This is a genomic window from Escherichia sp. WS1118 (assembly GCF_046487695.1).
Taxonomy (GTDB): Bacteria; Pseudomonadota; Gammaproteobacteria; order Enterobacterales; family Enterobacteriaceae; genus Escherichia; species Escherichia coli.
The window spans coordinates 173,392-187,226 of record NZ_JBJQIZ010000001.1; the positions used below are offsets into that span (position 1 = coordinate 173,392).

The following is a 13,835-nucleotide window of genomic DNA, read 5'->3' on the forward strand; positions in this document are numbered from 1 at the left end:
CTTGCCTGTTATCGCTCGTCGCGACGCCCCCCCACCGCAGCCCAGATACGGCGGACGTGCACCGTCACTTCTTCGCGATCGTGATACAACTGCCGCGCCTGAATCTGAGCATTTATGCCATGTTCATCAAGCTGTGCCTGAATATACGCCAGATTGTGTGACACTTCTTCGTAGCGTTTTTTCATCGGCAGTTTGAGATTGAAGATAGTTTCACGGCACCAGCCATTAACCAGCCACTGCGCCATTAATGCCGCAACTTTCGCCGGTTTTTCAACCATATCGCATACCATCCAGGAGATATTGCTGCGTGTCGGACGGAATTTGAAACCGTCTTCCCGCAGCCACGTCACCTGCCCGGTATCCATCAGACTTTGCGCCATCGGGCCGTTGTCGACGGAATAAACCCACATGTTGCGCTTCACCAGTTGGTAGGTCCAGCCGCCTGGGCAAGCACCTAAATCCACCGCCCACATCCCGTTCGCCAGGCGTTCATCCCACTCATCCGCGGGAATAAACACATGAAATGCCTCTTCCAGTTTGAGCGTGGAACGACTCGGCGCATCTGCCGGAAATTTCAGGCGCGGAATGCCCATATAGAACGGCGAATTATTGCTGCTGTATGAGTAACCAGTATAGCAACAGCCTGGTGCAATAAAGAATACATGCACAACCGGACGCTTCGGCGTTTCATAGTTCGCCAGCACCCCCGCATCACGCAAGGCAGCGCGTAGCGGCACGGTGAATTTACGGCAGAATTTCAGCAACTCTTTGCTTTCGTTGGTATCGGCAACTTCAACACGCAGTTCACCGCCCTTCTCTACTACGCCCTGTAACATGCCAACAATGGGGGTAATACGATCTTCTGGCGGCAAATGCTGCAGGAGTTCCCCCACTACAAACCACTGGCGGGCAAAAATTAATGAACTGAACGGCAGCTCACGGATTAACTTATCGCCATCATCAGGTTGATAACATTCATAAATCACATAACCCGCATTCTCTTTCACGCGGGCAAAACCGAAAATTTCCCGCTGGCCGGCTTTATCGGTAATTTCTGCGGCGCACTCTTTTTCAAAGCCCGGACGGCACAGCAATATAACCTTATTCATGACTTACGCCCTTGCGCTTTAAACGGATAGCACCAACTAACATTAACGCCCAGCCCGCAAGGAAGCTCACGCCGCCAACCGGTGTGACAAACGCCCACAAACGCAGATGGGACAGCGCCAGGCAATAAAGGCTGCCGCTGAACAGCACCGTGCCTAACGCGAGGAAAACGCTACTCCAGTAAAACCAGATACTGATGCGACGCTGCATTGCCACCGCCAGACCTAAGATCGCCAGCGTATGAAACGCCTGGTATTCGAGGCCGGTCTGGATCCAGCCCATCTCAACGGCCCCCATGGTTTTACTTAACACATGCGCGCCAAAAGCGCCCAGAGCTACAAAAATGAAGCCGCTAATGGCGGCGAAAATCAGCATAAAACGGCTGGTCATGGTCGTACCCTACGTAAATTATTGTTCATAACGAAAGCGGAATTTTTCTTGTTCAGCAGCGGCTTTCGCCAGGATCCATTGGCGAAAGGCGGCTATTTTACCCAGTTCTGCCTGGCTGTCATGACAAACCAGATAAAAAGCGTTTTTACTGACCAGAACATCATTAAACGGGCAAACAAGACGTCCGGCCTCGATTTCAGATTGCGCCATCACGTTATTTGCCAGCGCCACTCCCTGCCCGTGGATAGCCGCTTGCAGCACCATGGCGCTATGGCTAAAAATTGGCCCTTGCTGAACGTTGATATGATTTAACCCCAACTGTCGGGTATATGTCTGCCAGTCACGGCGTGACGCATCATGTAATAACGTATGTTTAGCCAGATCTTCCGGGGTCTTCAAGGGTTTTTCGCCAGTCAGCAGTAGCGGCGAGCACACCGGCAATAAATATTCGGCGTACAGTTTTTCCACCCGTAGCCCCGGCCAGTTGCCCCGACCATAAAATATCGCCACATCAACATCATCCGCCAGCTTATCTTCCTGACGATCAACCGCCTGGATTCGAACGTCAATTCCCGGATAAGCTGAATTAAAGCTGGAAAGTCGCGGAACCAACCAATGAATCGCGAAACTGGGGAGTAAACTGACCGTCAACGCCCCCTTAGCGCTACGGGCCTGGAGTTTACGCGTCGCTTCGGTTAATTGCGAAAATATCTCTTTGATATCGAGGAAATAGCTTTGCCCTTCCTCGGTCAGCAGGAGTGAACGATTACGGCGGCGGAACAGTTTTAGCCCCAGAAAATCCTCAAGAGACTTGATTTGATGACTTACTGCGGCCTGGGTCACAAAAAGCTCTTCTGCTGCGCGAGTGAAACTTAAATGGCGTGCTGCGGCATCAAAAACTCGTAAGGCATTTAGCGGTGGTAATCGTTTAGACATGGCTTTTAAACTTTGATGTTAAATGAATTTAACAATTAGATTACACTGTGTAACCTATTAGTTTTTTTAATCTGAGCCATTATAAATTGTCCGTTGAGCTTCTACCAGCAAATACCTATAGTGGCGGCACTTCCTGAGCCGGAACGAAAAGTTTTATCGGAATGCGTGTTCTGGTGAACTTTTGGCTTACGGTTGTGATGTTGTGTTGTTGTGTTTGCAATTGGTCTGCGATTCAGACCATGGTAGCAAAGCTACCTTTTTTCACTTCCTGTACATTTACCCTGTCTGTCCATAGTGATTAATGTAGCACCGCCTAATTGCGGTGCTTTTTTTTACCTTGCGATCGCGAATTACTGATCCAGTTCGACCATCTCTTTCACGTCAGTACGGTTGATCTGCTGTTTGTTGCCATTAGCGTCTTTATACGAAATCATACCGGTATCGTTATCAGTCTGTGGTTTACCGTCAGAGACGATGGTACGTCCGTCATTGGTGTGCATCACATAGTTCGAACCGGAACAGGCGCTCAGGGCAAAAGTCAGCATACAGGCAGAAATAATTGCGGCAGTCTTTTTCATCATCTTCTCCTTAAAGCGATTAATAAATCTTAATAGTATTGATTAACAGGCTAAAATTAACGCCTAACACTATTCAGCATATGTTACTGACGCGGCTTCGCCAGGATATCCAGATAATTCTGATGGTTAGCACTCTCCTTGTATCAAAGTGAATTTTGCGTCACGATCGGTGCATCAAGCCGAGGAGTACCATGAACGTTTTTAATCCCGCGCAGTTTCGCGCCCAGTTTCCCGCGCTACAGGATGCGGGCGTCTATCTCGACAGCGCCGCGACCGCGCTTAAACCTGAAGCCGTGGTTGAAGCTACCCGACAGTTTTATAGCCTGAGCGCCGGAAACGTCCATCGCAGCCAGTTTGCCGAAGCCCAACGCCTGACCGCGCGTTACGAAGCTGCGCGGGAAAAAGTGGCACAATTACTGAATGCATCGGATGACAAAAATATCGTCTGGACGCGCGGCACCACTGAATCCATCAACATGGTGGCGCAATGCTATGCCCGTCCGCGTCTGCAACCGGGCGATGAAATTATTGTCAGTGTGGCAGAACACCACGCCAACCTCGTCCCCTGGCTGATGGTCGCCCAACAAACGGGGGCCAAAGTGGTGAAATTGCCGCTTAATGCGCAGCGACTGCCGGATGTCGATTTGTTGCCAGAACTGATTACTCCCCGTAGTCGGATTCTGGCGTTGGGCCAGATGTCGAACGTCACTGGCGGTTGCCCGGATCTGGCGAGAGCGATTACTTTTGCTCATTCAGCCGGGATAGTGGTGATGGTTGATGGTGCTCAGGGGGCGGTGCATTTCCCCGCGGATGTTCAGCAACTGGATATTGATTTCTATGCTTTTTCAGGTCACAAACTGTATGGCCCGACAGGCATCGGCGTGCTGTATGGCAAACCAGAACTGCTGGAAGCGATGTCGCCCTGGCTGGGCGGCGGCAAAATGGTTCACGAAGTGAGTTTTGAAGGCTTCACGACTCAATCTGCGCCGTGGAAACTGGAAGCAGGAACGCCAAATGTCGCTGGCGTCATAGGATTAAGCGCGGCGCTGGAATGGCTGACAGATTACGATATCAACCAGGCCGAAAGCTGGAGCCGTAGCTTAGCAACGCTTGCAGAAGAAGCGCTGGCGAAACGTCAAGGCTTTCGTTCATTCCGCTGCCAGGATTCCAGCCTGCTGGCCTTTGATTTTGCGGGTGTTCATCACAGCGATATGGTGACACTGCTGGCGGAGTACGGTATTGCCCTGCGCGCCGGGCAGCATTGCGCTCAGCCGCTACTGGCAGAATTAGGCGTAACCGGCACACTGCGCGCCTCATTTGCGCCATATAATACAAAGAGTGATGTGGATGCGCTGGTGAATGCCGTTGACCGCGCGCTGGAATTATTGGTGGATTAATGACAAACCCGCAATTCGCCGGACATCCGTTCGGCACAACCGTAACCGCAGAAACGTTACGCAATACCTTCGCACCGTTGACGCAATGGGAAGATAAATATCGCCAGTTGATCATGCTGGGGAAACAGCTTCCGGCTTTGCCAGAGGAGTTAAAAGCGCAGGCTAAAGAGATTGCCGGATGCGAAAACCGCGTCTGGCTGGGATATACCGTGGCTGAAAACGGCAAGATGCATTTCTTTGGCGACAGCGAAGGGCGCATTGTGCGCGGCCTGTTGGCGGTGTTGTTGACTGCCGTTGAGGGGAAAACCGCCGCCGAATTGCAGGCACAGTCGCCGCTGGCATTGTTTGATGAGCTGGGATTACGTGCGCAACTTAGCGCCTCACGCAGTCAGGGGTTGAATGCGTTAAGCGAGGCGATTATCGCTGCGGCGAAGCAGGTTTAAGCACAGAACCAGGTCGGATAAGACGTTCGCGTCGCATCCGACCTGATTGTTTACCCCTGACGCGCCGCTTTCGCCATCATCTTCTTCAGCGCATGAGAAACCGCAACAAAGCCAAAAGTGGCGGTCACCATCGTCGCCGCGCCAAATCCTGAGGCACAATCCATCCGCTTTGGCCCTTCCGCCGTGGCTTTCATCGCACAGACGGTGCCGTCTGACTGCGGGTACACCAGCGCTTCGGTAGAGAACACGCAATCCACGCCGAGCTTACCTTTACTGTTTTTCACTACGCCAAAATCGCTTTTCAGGCGCTCGCGCAACTTCGCCGCCAACGGGTCCTGAATCGTTTTCGCCAGATCGGTAACCTGAATCTGCGTCGGGTCAATCTGCCCACCAGCGCCACCGGTCGTGACCAGCGGGATTTTATTGCGCCGACAATAAGCAATCAGCGCCGCTTTGGGCCGTACACTATCAATAGCATCAATCACGTACGAATAACCGGCATTCATATATTGCGCTACGTTATCCGGCGTCACGAAGTCATCCACCACCGTTACACGGCACTCCGGGTTAATCTGGCGAATACGCTCCGCCATTACTTCCGCTTTTGCCAGCCCGACGTTATCGCGCAGAGCGTGAATTTGCCGATTGGTATTGGTGACGCACACATCATCCATATCGATAAGCGTGATTGCGCCAATCCCCGTGCGCGCTAGCGCTTCCGCCGCCCAGGAACCGACACCACCGATACCAACCACACAAATATGCGCGTCAGCAAACAGTTGCAATGCTTTTTCACCATACAGACGCGCTGTGCCACCAAAACGCTGACGCCATGCATCACTAATTACCACAGACATAGCACCTCAGAATTAAAAAGGGTGAGGTTACCCCTCACCCTGTCATATCCGTAAAAACGGCATACAGAATATCACATCAGCCGCTAAAGACGTTACCTGCGCCCGGGGCGGTTTTCAGCACCCAGACACGTCCATAGTGGTTGTACCAACCTGCGCGGTGTCCGGCTTCCGGCCCGATCCCTTGATAGATATCGAAGTGTTGGCCTTTGATTGCGCCACCGACATCCAGCGCCACCATCAGACGCAATTCGTACTGACCGTTAAATTTGCCGTTATTATCCAGCAGCGGCACTTCTGCCAGCAAGGTAGTACCTGGCGGAATAATTGAACGATCGGAGGCAACAGAAGCACGGCCAACCAGCGGCACCGCACTTGCCCCTTTCACCGGTGCAAAAGATTGCGGTTTAAAGAAGACGAAAGACGGGTTCTGTTCCAGCAGCTCGCGAACCTCAGCTTCACTGTGTGTTTCGCCCCAGTGACGAATCGCCTGCATCGACATATCTTCTTTTTTCACTTCGCCACGGTCGATCAACACCTTACCAATGCTGCGATAGGCATGACCGTTTTTCCCTGCATAGCTGAAAAAGTTAAGCGGACTGCCATCACCAAAGTCGATATACCCGCTACCCTGCACATCCATAATGAAGTTATCCATCAGGGAGTTACTGTAAGCGAGAATATATTTATCACTCAGAGCTCCTGCGTAGATCTCCGCACGAGACGGCAGACGACCACGTTTTGGCGGCATACGGTAAATCGGATACTGGAACTCGCCCTGACGGGTATGGCGCGCCTGAATTACCGGCGTGTAATAGCCTGTAAACTGCACGTTACCATAGTTGTCGACACCTTCCATCTGCCAGGCATCAATGCCGAACTGGCGCATATTGCGGGTATCACCGCCTGCGCGCAGCCACTCTTGCACCGCGTTATAAACATTACTCTGGTTGCCATACAGACGCGGTGACGAATTACGGATATGGTTAATTTGCTCGGCAAAATCACCGGCATTAATCGGCGCGCCAACGGCATCTGGCTGGTTCACCAGAGAGAAAGGCTGGGTAAATTTCCCGTCTTTATATTGCTGTCCGCGATCGGTTGGTTTGGAAGAGCAGGCGGCAAGCATTGCCACAACCGTGCCCATAAGAAGGTACTTTACCCAACGTCCTTTCATTGTTCTCTTCTTCAGGTTAAAAAATAAGGCGCAACGAAGATAACAAACCACCGCGTTTAATGAAATGAGCAGCCTCTCCCTGACGCAAATTTTGCACAAAAAATAGGCTTTAGTGATTTGTTTTTGTTCAAAATCATGCCAAATCCGTGATCGGGGTAAAAAAAAGGTTGCATGAAAACGCGAGCAGAGTATAGTGCGCATCCACGGACGCGGGGTGGAGCAGCCTGGTAGCTCGTCGGGCTCATAACCCGAAGGTCGTCGGTTCAAATCCGGCCCCCGCAACCAATTAAAATTTGATGAAGTAAAGCAGTACGGTGACGCGGGGTGGAGCAGCCTGGTAGCTCGTCGGGCTCATAACCCGAAGGTCGTCGGTTCAAATCCGGCCCCCGCAACCAATCAAAATTTGATGAAATAAAGCTGTACGGTGACGCGGGGTGGAGCAGCCTGGTAGCTCGTCGGGCTCATAACCCGAAGGTCGTCGGTTCAAATCCGGCCCCCGCAACCAATTTATTAGAATGCTGACAAACCGCAAAGCTGCTATTGGCTTGCGGTTTTTTCGTTTTTACGCTTCCTTACCCGTTTCAGTGAAGCCTGAGACAATGAGTAAACCGTTAATATCCCTCCATCAAAGCCATCCATCTTATTTATATATTAAACATATACCCCATTAATGAATTTCATTTATATATTCTATAAATCAATTTATTTTGGTTATGTTAACATTTCAATATCACAACAGGGCGCTACGCTTATATAATCATTGTACAAAAAGCACACAACTTTTTAATTAGTAGAAAAATTAATAATTTTTTGTGAAAGCCCGGACAATAAGTTTAATGAATATCTTAATAGACTCTCATACTACCCAATTTCTTAAAAGTGCAAATTTGTGAAGCTTATCCTGTTATTATTTTAAGTTTCATGCCAAATTCTCTCACCAGATAATGCCGCCCTCTTCCGAAAAATAATCAAGAAGCCAAACAATATCTAAAATGATACAACTGTATCTATTCCCCTGAAAAATACATTATTCATTTGTATATTTTCCTCATCATTGCTTTTTATTTAAATCATCCGATAATCCCCTGAATATAATTATGTCAATAACCATCAGAAAAAGTGGATGATGAGGAAAAGGATATGGCCGACAGTTTCCAGAATGAAGTTCCCGCCGCTCGTGTAAATATCAAGCTTGATCTGCATACAGGCAATGCTAAAAAGAAAGTTGAACTCCCCCTCAAGCTTCTTGCCGTAGGCGATTACAGTAACGGAAAAGAGCAACGTCCGCTGTCCGAACGGGACAAGGTTGATATCAATAAAAACAACTTCAACAGCGTCATGGCTGAGTTTTCGCCTGCGGTTAATTTAACAGTAGAAGATACGCTAAACGGAAACGGTAATGAACAAAATTTCGCGCTTGAATTTAAAAGCCTGAAGGATTTTGAACCCGAACAGGTAGCAAAAAATATTCCGCAACTTCGTGTATTACTCGCTATGCGCAATTTACTACGTGACCTGAAATCCAATCTGCTGGATAACGCAACGTTTCGCCGTGAACTGGAAAATATCCTGAAAGACCCGACGCTCAGTTCAGAACTGCGTGATGAACTGGCGAAAATTGCGCCGCAGGAGAACGTTTAACCCGAACGCGTATTCAGGTTAAACCGGAGAAGAAAGGATCACTGAAAAGGAAATGCTGATGTCTGTACAACAAGAACATGCCACCTCTGAAACTGCAACACTCACCACCACTGAGTCCGGCGGCGTTTATCAGTCCCTGTTCGATAAAATTAATTTAACCCCGGTCTCTTCCATTCAGGAAATAGATTTATGGCAAAACAGCGAAACGCTGGCTGATGCCTCACCCGATGAGCGCGTGACAGCAGCGATTCACGTTCTGCTTTCCTGTCTGGCGAAATCAGGCGAGGACGTGGTCAAGCTCGACAAGAGCCTGCTGGATTTTCATATCGACGATCTGGATCAGAAAATCAGTAAACAGCTTGATGCGGTCATGCACCACCCTGAATTCCAGAAAGTCGAGTCGCTGTGGCGTGGTACATGGTTCGTCGTACAGCGCACTGATTTTCGCAAAAATGTCAGAATTGAATTGCTGGATATCAGCAAAGAGCATCTGCGTCAGGATTTTGATGATTCACCGGAAATCATTCAGAGTGGTTTATATCGCCATACATACATTCAGGAATATGATACGCCGGGTGGCGAACCTGTAGCCTCATTAATATCCAGCTATGAATTTGATAACAGCCCGCAGGATATTGCCCTGCTGCGTAATATTTCCAGAGTGTCTGCCGCTTCCCATATGCCTTTTATCGGTTCTGTCGGGCCGAAATTCTTCCTTAAAAATTCGATGGAAGAAGTCGCCGCGATTAAAGATATCGGCAACTACTTTGACCGCGCCGAATATATTAAATGGAAGTCGTTCCGCGATACCGATGACAGCCGCTACGTGGGATTAGTGATGCCGCGCGTGCTGGGTCGTCTGCCCTATGGGCCGGACACAGTGCCGGTACGCAGCTTTAACTATGTGGAAGAAGTCAAAGGCCCGGATCACGAAAAGTACCTGTGGACAAACGCCTCGTTCGCCTTTGCCGCCAATATGGTGAAGAGCTTTGTGAATAATGGCTGGTGTGTGCAGATCCGTGGTCCACAGGCAGGTGGCGCAGTGGCCGATCTGCCGATCCATCTTTACGATCTCGGCACCGGCAATCAGGTCAAAATTCCGTCCGAAGTGATGATCCCGGAAACCCGCGAATTTGAATTTGCCAACCTTGGCTTTATTCCGCTCTCTTATTATAAGAATCGCGATTACGCCTGCTTCTTCTCGGCAAACTCCGCCCAGAAACCGGCGTTGTATGATACCGCTGACGCCACTGCCAACAGTCGTATTAACGCCCGTTTGCCCTATATTTTCCTGCTGTCCCGCATTGCGCATTACCTGAAAATTATTCAGCGCGAGAATATCGGCTCCACCAAAGACCGCCGCGTGCTGGAACTGGAGCTTAACACCTGGATCCGCACGCTGGTGACGGAAATGACCGATCCGGGTGATGAACTGCAGGCGTCTCACCCGCTGCGCGACGGCAAGGTTATCGTGGAAGATATTGAGGACAATCCGGGCTTCTTCCGCGTCAGACTCTTTGCCGTGCCGCATTTCCAGATCGAAGGGATGGACGTCAACCTGTCACTGGTTTCCCAGATGCCGAAAGCGAAAGCCTGATCGGGCAGTGGTGTGATATGAAAATTCATCGACCACTGTGGGCTGAGGGGACATTCCTGTCCTCTCAGCAGTTTCAGCAGCAGGCCCGCTGGGAAGCGTTCAGCAATGACAGCATTGCGCAACTTTGTATTCGTCATCCGTGGGGGATCGCGAATGTGCTCTTTGACCGCGATGCCCTGACGTCCGGAAAGCTGAAAACGCAAGCTGTACGCCTGCGTTTTGCTGATGGCACGCTGATCGATTCTGACGTGAGCGATGTTCTGCCGCTCGCCTGCGATCTGCGCGCGCTGACGAACGACAGCGCGATTGTTCTGCTGGCGCTGCCGCTTGCGCATGGTAACGGCGGTAATCTCGGTCAGGGTGAGCAGACTGAAAGACCGCTGCGCTATCGTCAGGAATGGCAAAAGGTGCAGGATATCTACGGCAGTGACAGTGAAGATATGGCCGTTGAGCGTCATGCGCTGTCCCTGCGCTTTGCTCATGATAACAATCAGGATTACATCACCTGCCCACTGGCGCGTCTGGTGCGGGATGTTCAGGGCAACTGGACACAGGATGAGAGCTATATTCCGCCGTTACTGGCGTTTAACGCCCATGACGGGCTGGTACAGCGTCTGGACACACTGCTGTTGCAGCTACGGGCGAAGTGCCAGCGTCTGATGGCGATGCGCCGGGAAAGCAACCAGCGTATGGCGGACTTCGCCGTCGCCGATGTCTCCCTGTTCTGGCTGCTTAACGCGCTGAATTCCGCCGAGCCGGTGCTGAGCGATTTCCTGCGCTACCCGGCTGTCCACCCCGAACTGGTCTGGCGGGAGCTGGCGAGGCTTGCCGGTGCGCTGCTGACGTTTTCCCTTGAGCATAACGTCAGCGCCGTTCCGCCCTATGTCCACGAATCGCCGTCCACCGTCTTTCCGCCACTGTTCTCCCTGCTCAGCGAGCTGCTGGAAGCCAGCCTGCCGTCGCGGGTGATCGCGCTGGATCTGGCGTCCCTGCCGGGCAACCGCTGGAAAGCAGATCTGCACGATCCGCGCCTGCGGGAAGAGGCCGATTTTTATCTGTCCGTTCGTTCCTCACTGCCTGCGCATCAGGTACTGCACCAGCTACCGCTGGTCTGCAAAATCGGTGCGCCTGATGACGTCACGCTGCTTATCAACGTGGCGCTGAACGGTGTTCCACTGGTGCCACTCACCTCGGTTCCGGCGGCGCTGCCGCTGCGGCTGGAGAACCAGTATTTTGCGCTGGATATGCACAGTGACGCGGCTAAATCGATGCTGGAGTCCGGGTGCTGCATGATTTATGCGCCGGGAACAATGGGCGACCTGAAACCTGAACTGTTTGCGGTGCTGCGCACATGAAAAAAGAGACGGATATCAATATCGACGCGCTGCTGCGCGACACGTTTCTGACGGTGGTGGAACTGCGTCAGGGAACCACCGTGCGTCACGGTATCGAGCTGTATCGCCACTGTCAGCGGCAGGTGGAACTGGTCCGCGAACGTCTGAAAGATGCCGGATTCAGTCGGGAGAACGTGGAGCACATAACTTACGCGCAGTGCGCCCTGCTGGACGAAACGGTACTCAGCCGTAGTGGCATGGACGACGGTCAGGCCATCTGGATGAAAAACCCACTCCAGTCGCATTTCTTCAACACCCTGCAGGCCGGTGAGCTGCTGTACGAGCGGATGAAGCAGGTGCTACAGGAGCCCGCCCCCGCGCAGGCCGTGCTGACCTGCTTTCACCGCGTTCTGCTGCTGGGATTTCGCGGGCGTTATCAGGATCCGGCAGCCCCGGAGCGCGACCAGCTTATTTCGACGCTCAACGGGCAGGTCGCGCCATTTGGTGTGCTGCCGGAAACGGCGGTACTGAACGTGCCGTTATCCACCCGTCAGCACCCTTTGCTGCATTCGCCGTTTTTCTGGCTGGTAACACTGGCGCTGCTACTGGCGGGCGTCTGGTGGGGGCTACACCACTGGCTGAATGTACTGGTGGATGAACTGCTGCCGCAAAGCCTGCGTTAAAGGGAGTCGTGAGTGAGGAACACGCTGAAACAGGCCATCGTGCTGTGGGGAATGGTGTTACTGCTGGTGCTGTGGTCGGTGTTTATCAGTCCGTCTGGCGTGCTGAGATGGGCCGGTGCGGCGGCTATCGTTCTGGCGGTTGCTGCGTTGTTGATTTACCGGCGCAGGCAGGCGTGGACGGAGATGACCGGCGATGCCGGGTTGTCATCGCTGCCGCCGGAAACCTACCGACAGCCGGTAGTGCTGGTCTGTGGTGATATGTCGGCGCACCTGTTCACTGACAGCCCGGTCCGCCAGGTTTCAGAAGGGCTGTATCTGCATGTTCCTGATGAAGAACAGCTTGTGGCGCAGGTGGAGCGATTGCTGACCCTTCGCCCGGCGTGGGCATCGCAGCTTGCCGTGGCGTATAGCATCATGCCCGGCATACACCGGGATGTGGCGGTTCTGGCCGGACGGCTGCGACGGTTTGCCCACAGTATGGCGACGGTGCGTCGCCGGGCGGGCGTAAACGTCCCCTGGCTTCTCTGGAGCGGGCTGTCCGGCTCGCCGTTGCCGGAAAGAGCGAGTTCACCGTGGTTTATCTGTACCGGCGGCGAAGTTCAGGTAGCAACATCCACAGAGAACGCGATGCCCGCGCAGTGGATTGCACAATCCGGCGTACAGGAACGCAGTCAGCGACTCTCTTATCTGCTGAAAGCCGAAAGCCTGATGCAATGGCTGGATCTGAATGTGCTGGCGGAACTGAACGGCCCGGAGGCGAAATGTCCACCACTGGCGATGGCCGTGGGGCTGGTCCCCTCGTTGCCTGCGGTGGATAACAACCTATGGCAGTTGTGGATCACCGCCAGAACCGGCCTGACGCCGGATATCGCGGACACCGGCACAGACGATGCGCTGCCATTCCCGGATGCCCTGTTACGGCGGTTGCCGCGTCAGTCGGGCTTTACCCCGCTGCGACGGGCCTGCGTGACCATGCTGGGCGTCACCACCGTGGCGGGTATCGCCGCGCTGTGCCTGTCAGCCACGGCAAATCGCCAGTTATTACGGCAGGTCGGTGACGATCTGCACCGGTTTTATGCCGTCCCGGTGGAGGAATTTATCACCAAAGCCCGTCACCTGTCGGTGCTGAAAGACGATGCGACCATGCTCGATGGGTATTACCGGGAAGGAGAACCACTGCGCCTCGGTCTGGGGTTATACCCCGGCGAACGCATCCGCCAGCCGGTATTACGCACCATTCGCGACTGGCGTCCGCCTGAACAAAAAATGGAGGTGACGGCTTCGCTTTAGGTTCAGACCGTGCGTCTTGACAGTATGTCGCTGTTTGACGTCGGACAGGCCCGCCTGAAAGACGGCTCGACAAAAGTGCTGGTGGACGCACTGGTGAACATCCGGGCAAAACCGGGCTGGCTGATCCTCGTGGCCGGATATACCGACGCCACCGGCGACGAAAAAAGCAATCAGCAGTTATCGCTGCGACGTGCCGAAGCGGTGCGTAACTGGATGCTGCAGACCAGCGACATCCCGGCCACCTGTTTTGCCGTACAGGGACTGGGTGAGAGCCAGCCTGCGGCGACCAACGATACGCCACTGGGCAGGGCAGTCAACCGGCGCGTCGAAATCAGTCTTGTTCCGCGTTCTGACGCCTGTCAGGACGTGAAATAAAACATACCGCCGGAAGAAGGCGGTGCTTCAATC

General features: G+C 52.8%; 12 protein-coding genes, 3 tRNA genes and 1 pseudogene. 10 read left to right on the forward strand and 6 right to left on the reverse strand.

Annotated features, from left to right (window positions below):
- Nucleotides 1-8: 8 nt before the first annotated feature.
- The 4 genes from rlmM to ACJHYO_RS00910 form a co-directional block, all read right to left on the reverse strand.
- Nucleotides 9-1,109, reverse strand: a complete 1,101-nt coding sequence (gene rlmM, locus ACJHYO_RS00895; protein WP_001045128.1) for a 23S rRNA (cytidine(2498)-2'-O)-methyltransferase RlmM — start codon at nucleotides 1,107-1,109, stop codon at nucleotides 9-11.
- Nucleotides 1,102-1,497 (reverse strand): DUF423 domain-containing protein, encoded by a 396-nt coding sequence (locus tag ACJHYO_RS00900; protein WP_000203905.1) that lies wholly within the window; start codon nucleotides 1,495-1,497, stop codon nucleotides 1,102-1,104. Before ACJHYO_RS00900 ends, rlmM begins: the two co-directional genes overlap by 8 nt.
- 18 nt (nucleotides 1,498-1,515) lie before the next feature.
- Nucleotides 1,516-2,433, reverse strand: coding sequence for a glycine cleavage system transcriptional regulator GcvA (gene gcvA, locus ACJHYO_RS00905; protein WP_000044401.1), 918 nt, complete (start codon nucleotides 2,431-2,433; stop codon nucleotides 1,516-1,518).
- 350 nt (nucleotides 2,434-2,783) lie between these two features.
- Entirely contained in the window at nucleotides 2,784-3,011 is a 228-nt protein-coding gene (locus tag ACJHYO_RS00910) for a YgdI/YgdR family lipoprotein (protein WP_000750398.1), read from the reverse strand.
- A gap of 191 nt (nucleotides 3,012-3,202) precedes the next feature.
- Between ACJHYO_RS00910 and csdA the strand changes: the two genes are divergently transcribed.
- Together csdA and csdE are read left to right on the forward strand one after the other, a co-directional pair.
- Nucleotides 3,203-4,408 (forward strand): cysteine desulfurase CsdA, encoded by a 1,206-nt coding sequence (csdA, locus tag ACJHYO_RS00915; RefSeq protein ID WP_042020235.1) that lies wholly within the window; start codon nucleotides 3,203-3,205, stop codon nucleotides 4,406-4,408.
- Nucleotides 4,408-4,851 carry a cysteine desulfurase sulfur acceptor subunit CsdE gene (gene csdE, locus ACJHYO_RS00920; RefSeq protein WP_000184272.1) on the forward strand — a complete coding sequence of 148 codons (444 nt, stop codon included), beginning with the start codon at nucleotides 4,408-4,410 and terminating at the stop codon, nucleotides 4,849-4,851. Before csdA ends, csdE begins: the two co-directional genes overlap by 1 nt.
- Nucleotides 4,852-4,901: 50 nt before the next feature.
- On the opposite strand, the gene tcdA is transcribed toward csdE, so the two are convergent.
- Together tcdA and mltA are read right to left on the reverse strand one after the other, a co-directional pair.
- Entirely contained in the window at nucleotides 4,902-5,708 is an 807-nt protein-coding gene (gene tcdA / locus ACJHYO_RS00925) for a tRNA cyclic N6-threonylcarbamoyladenosine(37) synthase TcdA (RefSeq protein ID WP_000117716.1), read from the reverse strand.
- 76 nt (nucleotides 5,709-5,784) lie between these two features.
- A complete protein-coding gene (gene mltA / locus ACJHYO_RS00930; RefSeq protein WP_000678650.1) occupies nucleotides 5,785-6,882 on the reverse strand; it encodes a murein transglycosylase A in 1,098 nt (365 codons plus the stop codon).
- A gap of 208 nt (nucleotides 6,883-7,090) precedes the next feature.
- On the opposite strand from mltA, the gene ACJHYO_RS00935 reads away from it, so the two are divergent.
- From ACJHYO_RS00935 to ACJHYO_RS00970, 8 genes and pseudogenes are all read left to right on the forward strand, one after another.
- Nucleotides 7,091-7,167, forward strand: a tRNA-Met gene (locus ACJHYO_RS00935).
- A gap of 33 nt (nucleotides 7,168-7,200) precedes the next feature.
- Nucleotides 7,201-7,277, forward strand: a tRNA-Met gene (locus ACJHYO_RS00940).
- A gap of 33 nt (nucleotides 7,278-7,310) precedes the next feature.
- Nucleotides 7,311-7,387 (forward strand) — tRNA-Met (locus tag ACJHYO_RS00945).
- 635 nt (nucleotides 7,388-8,022) lie between these two features.
- Nucleotides 8,023-8,523, forward strand: coding sequence for a type VI secretion system contractile sheath small subunit (tssB, locus tag ACJHYO_RS00950; protein ID WP_001298136.1), 501 nt, complete (start codon nucleotides 8,023-8,025; stop codon nucleotides 8,521-8,523).
- Nucleotides 8,524-8,581: 58 nt separating this feature from the next.
- Nucleotides 8,582-10,120 carry a type VI secretion system contractile sheath large subunit gene (gene tssC / locus ACJHYO_RS00955; RefSeq protein WP_011579173.1) on the forward strand — a complete coding sequence of 513 codons (1,539 nt, stop codon included), beginning with the start codon at nucleotides 8,582-8,584 and terminating at the stop codon, nucleotides 10,118-10,120.
- Between the two features lie 17 nt (nucleotides 10,121-10,137).
- A complete protein-coding gene (gene tssK, locus ACJHYO_RS00960; protein ID WP_021516395.1) occupies nucleotides 10,138-11,475 on the forward strand; it encodes a type VI secretion system baseplate subunit TssK in 1,338 nt (445 codons plus the stop codon).
- Nucleotides 11,472-12,137 (forward strand): type VI secretion system protein TssL, short form, encoded by a 666-nt coding sequence (gene tssL / locus ACJHYO_RS00965; RefSeq protein WP_021516396.1) that lies wholly within the window; start codon nucleotides 11,472-11,474, stop codon nucleotides 12,135-12,137. Before tssK ends, tssL begins: the two co-directional genes overlap by 4 nt.
- A 12-nt stretch (nucleotides 12,138-12,149) precedes the next feature.
- Nucleotides 12,150-13,802 (forward strand): annotated as a pseudogene (locus ACJHYO_RS00970) (OmpA family protein).
- Nucleotides 13,803-13,835: the final 33 nt, after the last annotated feature.

Bases quoted from the DNA above. Each gene is read 5' to 3' on its own strand.
- rlmM (WP_001045128.1), bottom strand. From the start codon at position 1,109: ATGAATAAGGTTATATTGCTGTGCCGTCCGGGCTTTGAAAAAGAGTGC.
- ACJHYO_RS00900 (WP_000203905.1), bottom strand. From the start codon at position 1,497: ATGACCAGCCGTTTTATGCTGATTTTCGCCGCCATTAGCGGCTTCATT.
- gcvA (WP_000044401.1), bottom strand. From the start codon at position 2,433: ATGTCTAAACGATTACCACCGCTAAATGCCTTACGAGTTTTTGATGCC.
- ACJHYO_RS00910 (WP_000750398.1), bottom strand. From the start codon at position 3,011: ATGAAAAAGACTGCCGCAATTATTTCTGCCTGTATGCTGACTTTTGCC.
- csdA (WP_042020235.1), top strand. From the start codon at position 3,203: ATGAACGTTTTTAATCCCGCGCAGTTTCGCGCCCAGTTTCCCGCGCTA.
- csdE (WP_000184272.1), top strand. From the start codon at position 4,408: ATGACAAACCCGCAATTCGCCGGACATCCGTTCGGCACAACCGTAACC.
- tcdA (WP_000117716.1), bottom strand. From the start codon at position 5,708: ATGTCTGTGGTAATTAGTGATGCATGGCGTCAGCGTTTTGGTGGCACA.
- mltA (WP_000678650.1), bottom strand. From the start codon at position 6,882: ATGAAAGGACGTTGGGTAAAGTACCTTCTTATGGGCACGGTTGTGGCA.
- tssB (WP_001298136.1), top strand. From the start codon at position 8,023: ATGGCCGACAGTTTCCAGAATGAAGTTCCCGCCGCTCGTGTAAATATC.
- tssC (WP_011579173.1), top strand. From the start codon at position 8,582: ATGTCTGTACAACAAGAACATGCCACCTCTGAAACTGCAACACTCACC.
- tssK (WP_021516395.1), top strand. From the start codon at position 10,138: ATGAAAATTCATCGACCACTGTGGGCTGAGGGGACATTCCTGTCCTCT.
- tssL (WP_021516396.1), top strand. From the start codon at position 11,472: ATGAAAAAAGAGACGGATATCAATATCGACGCGCTGCTGCGCGACACG.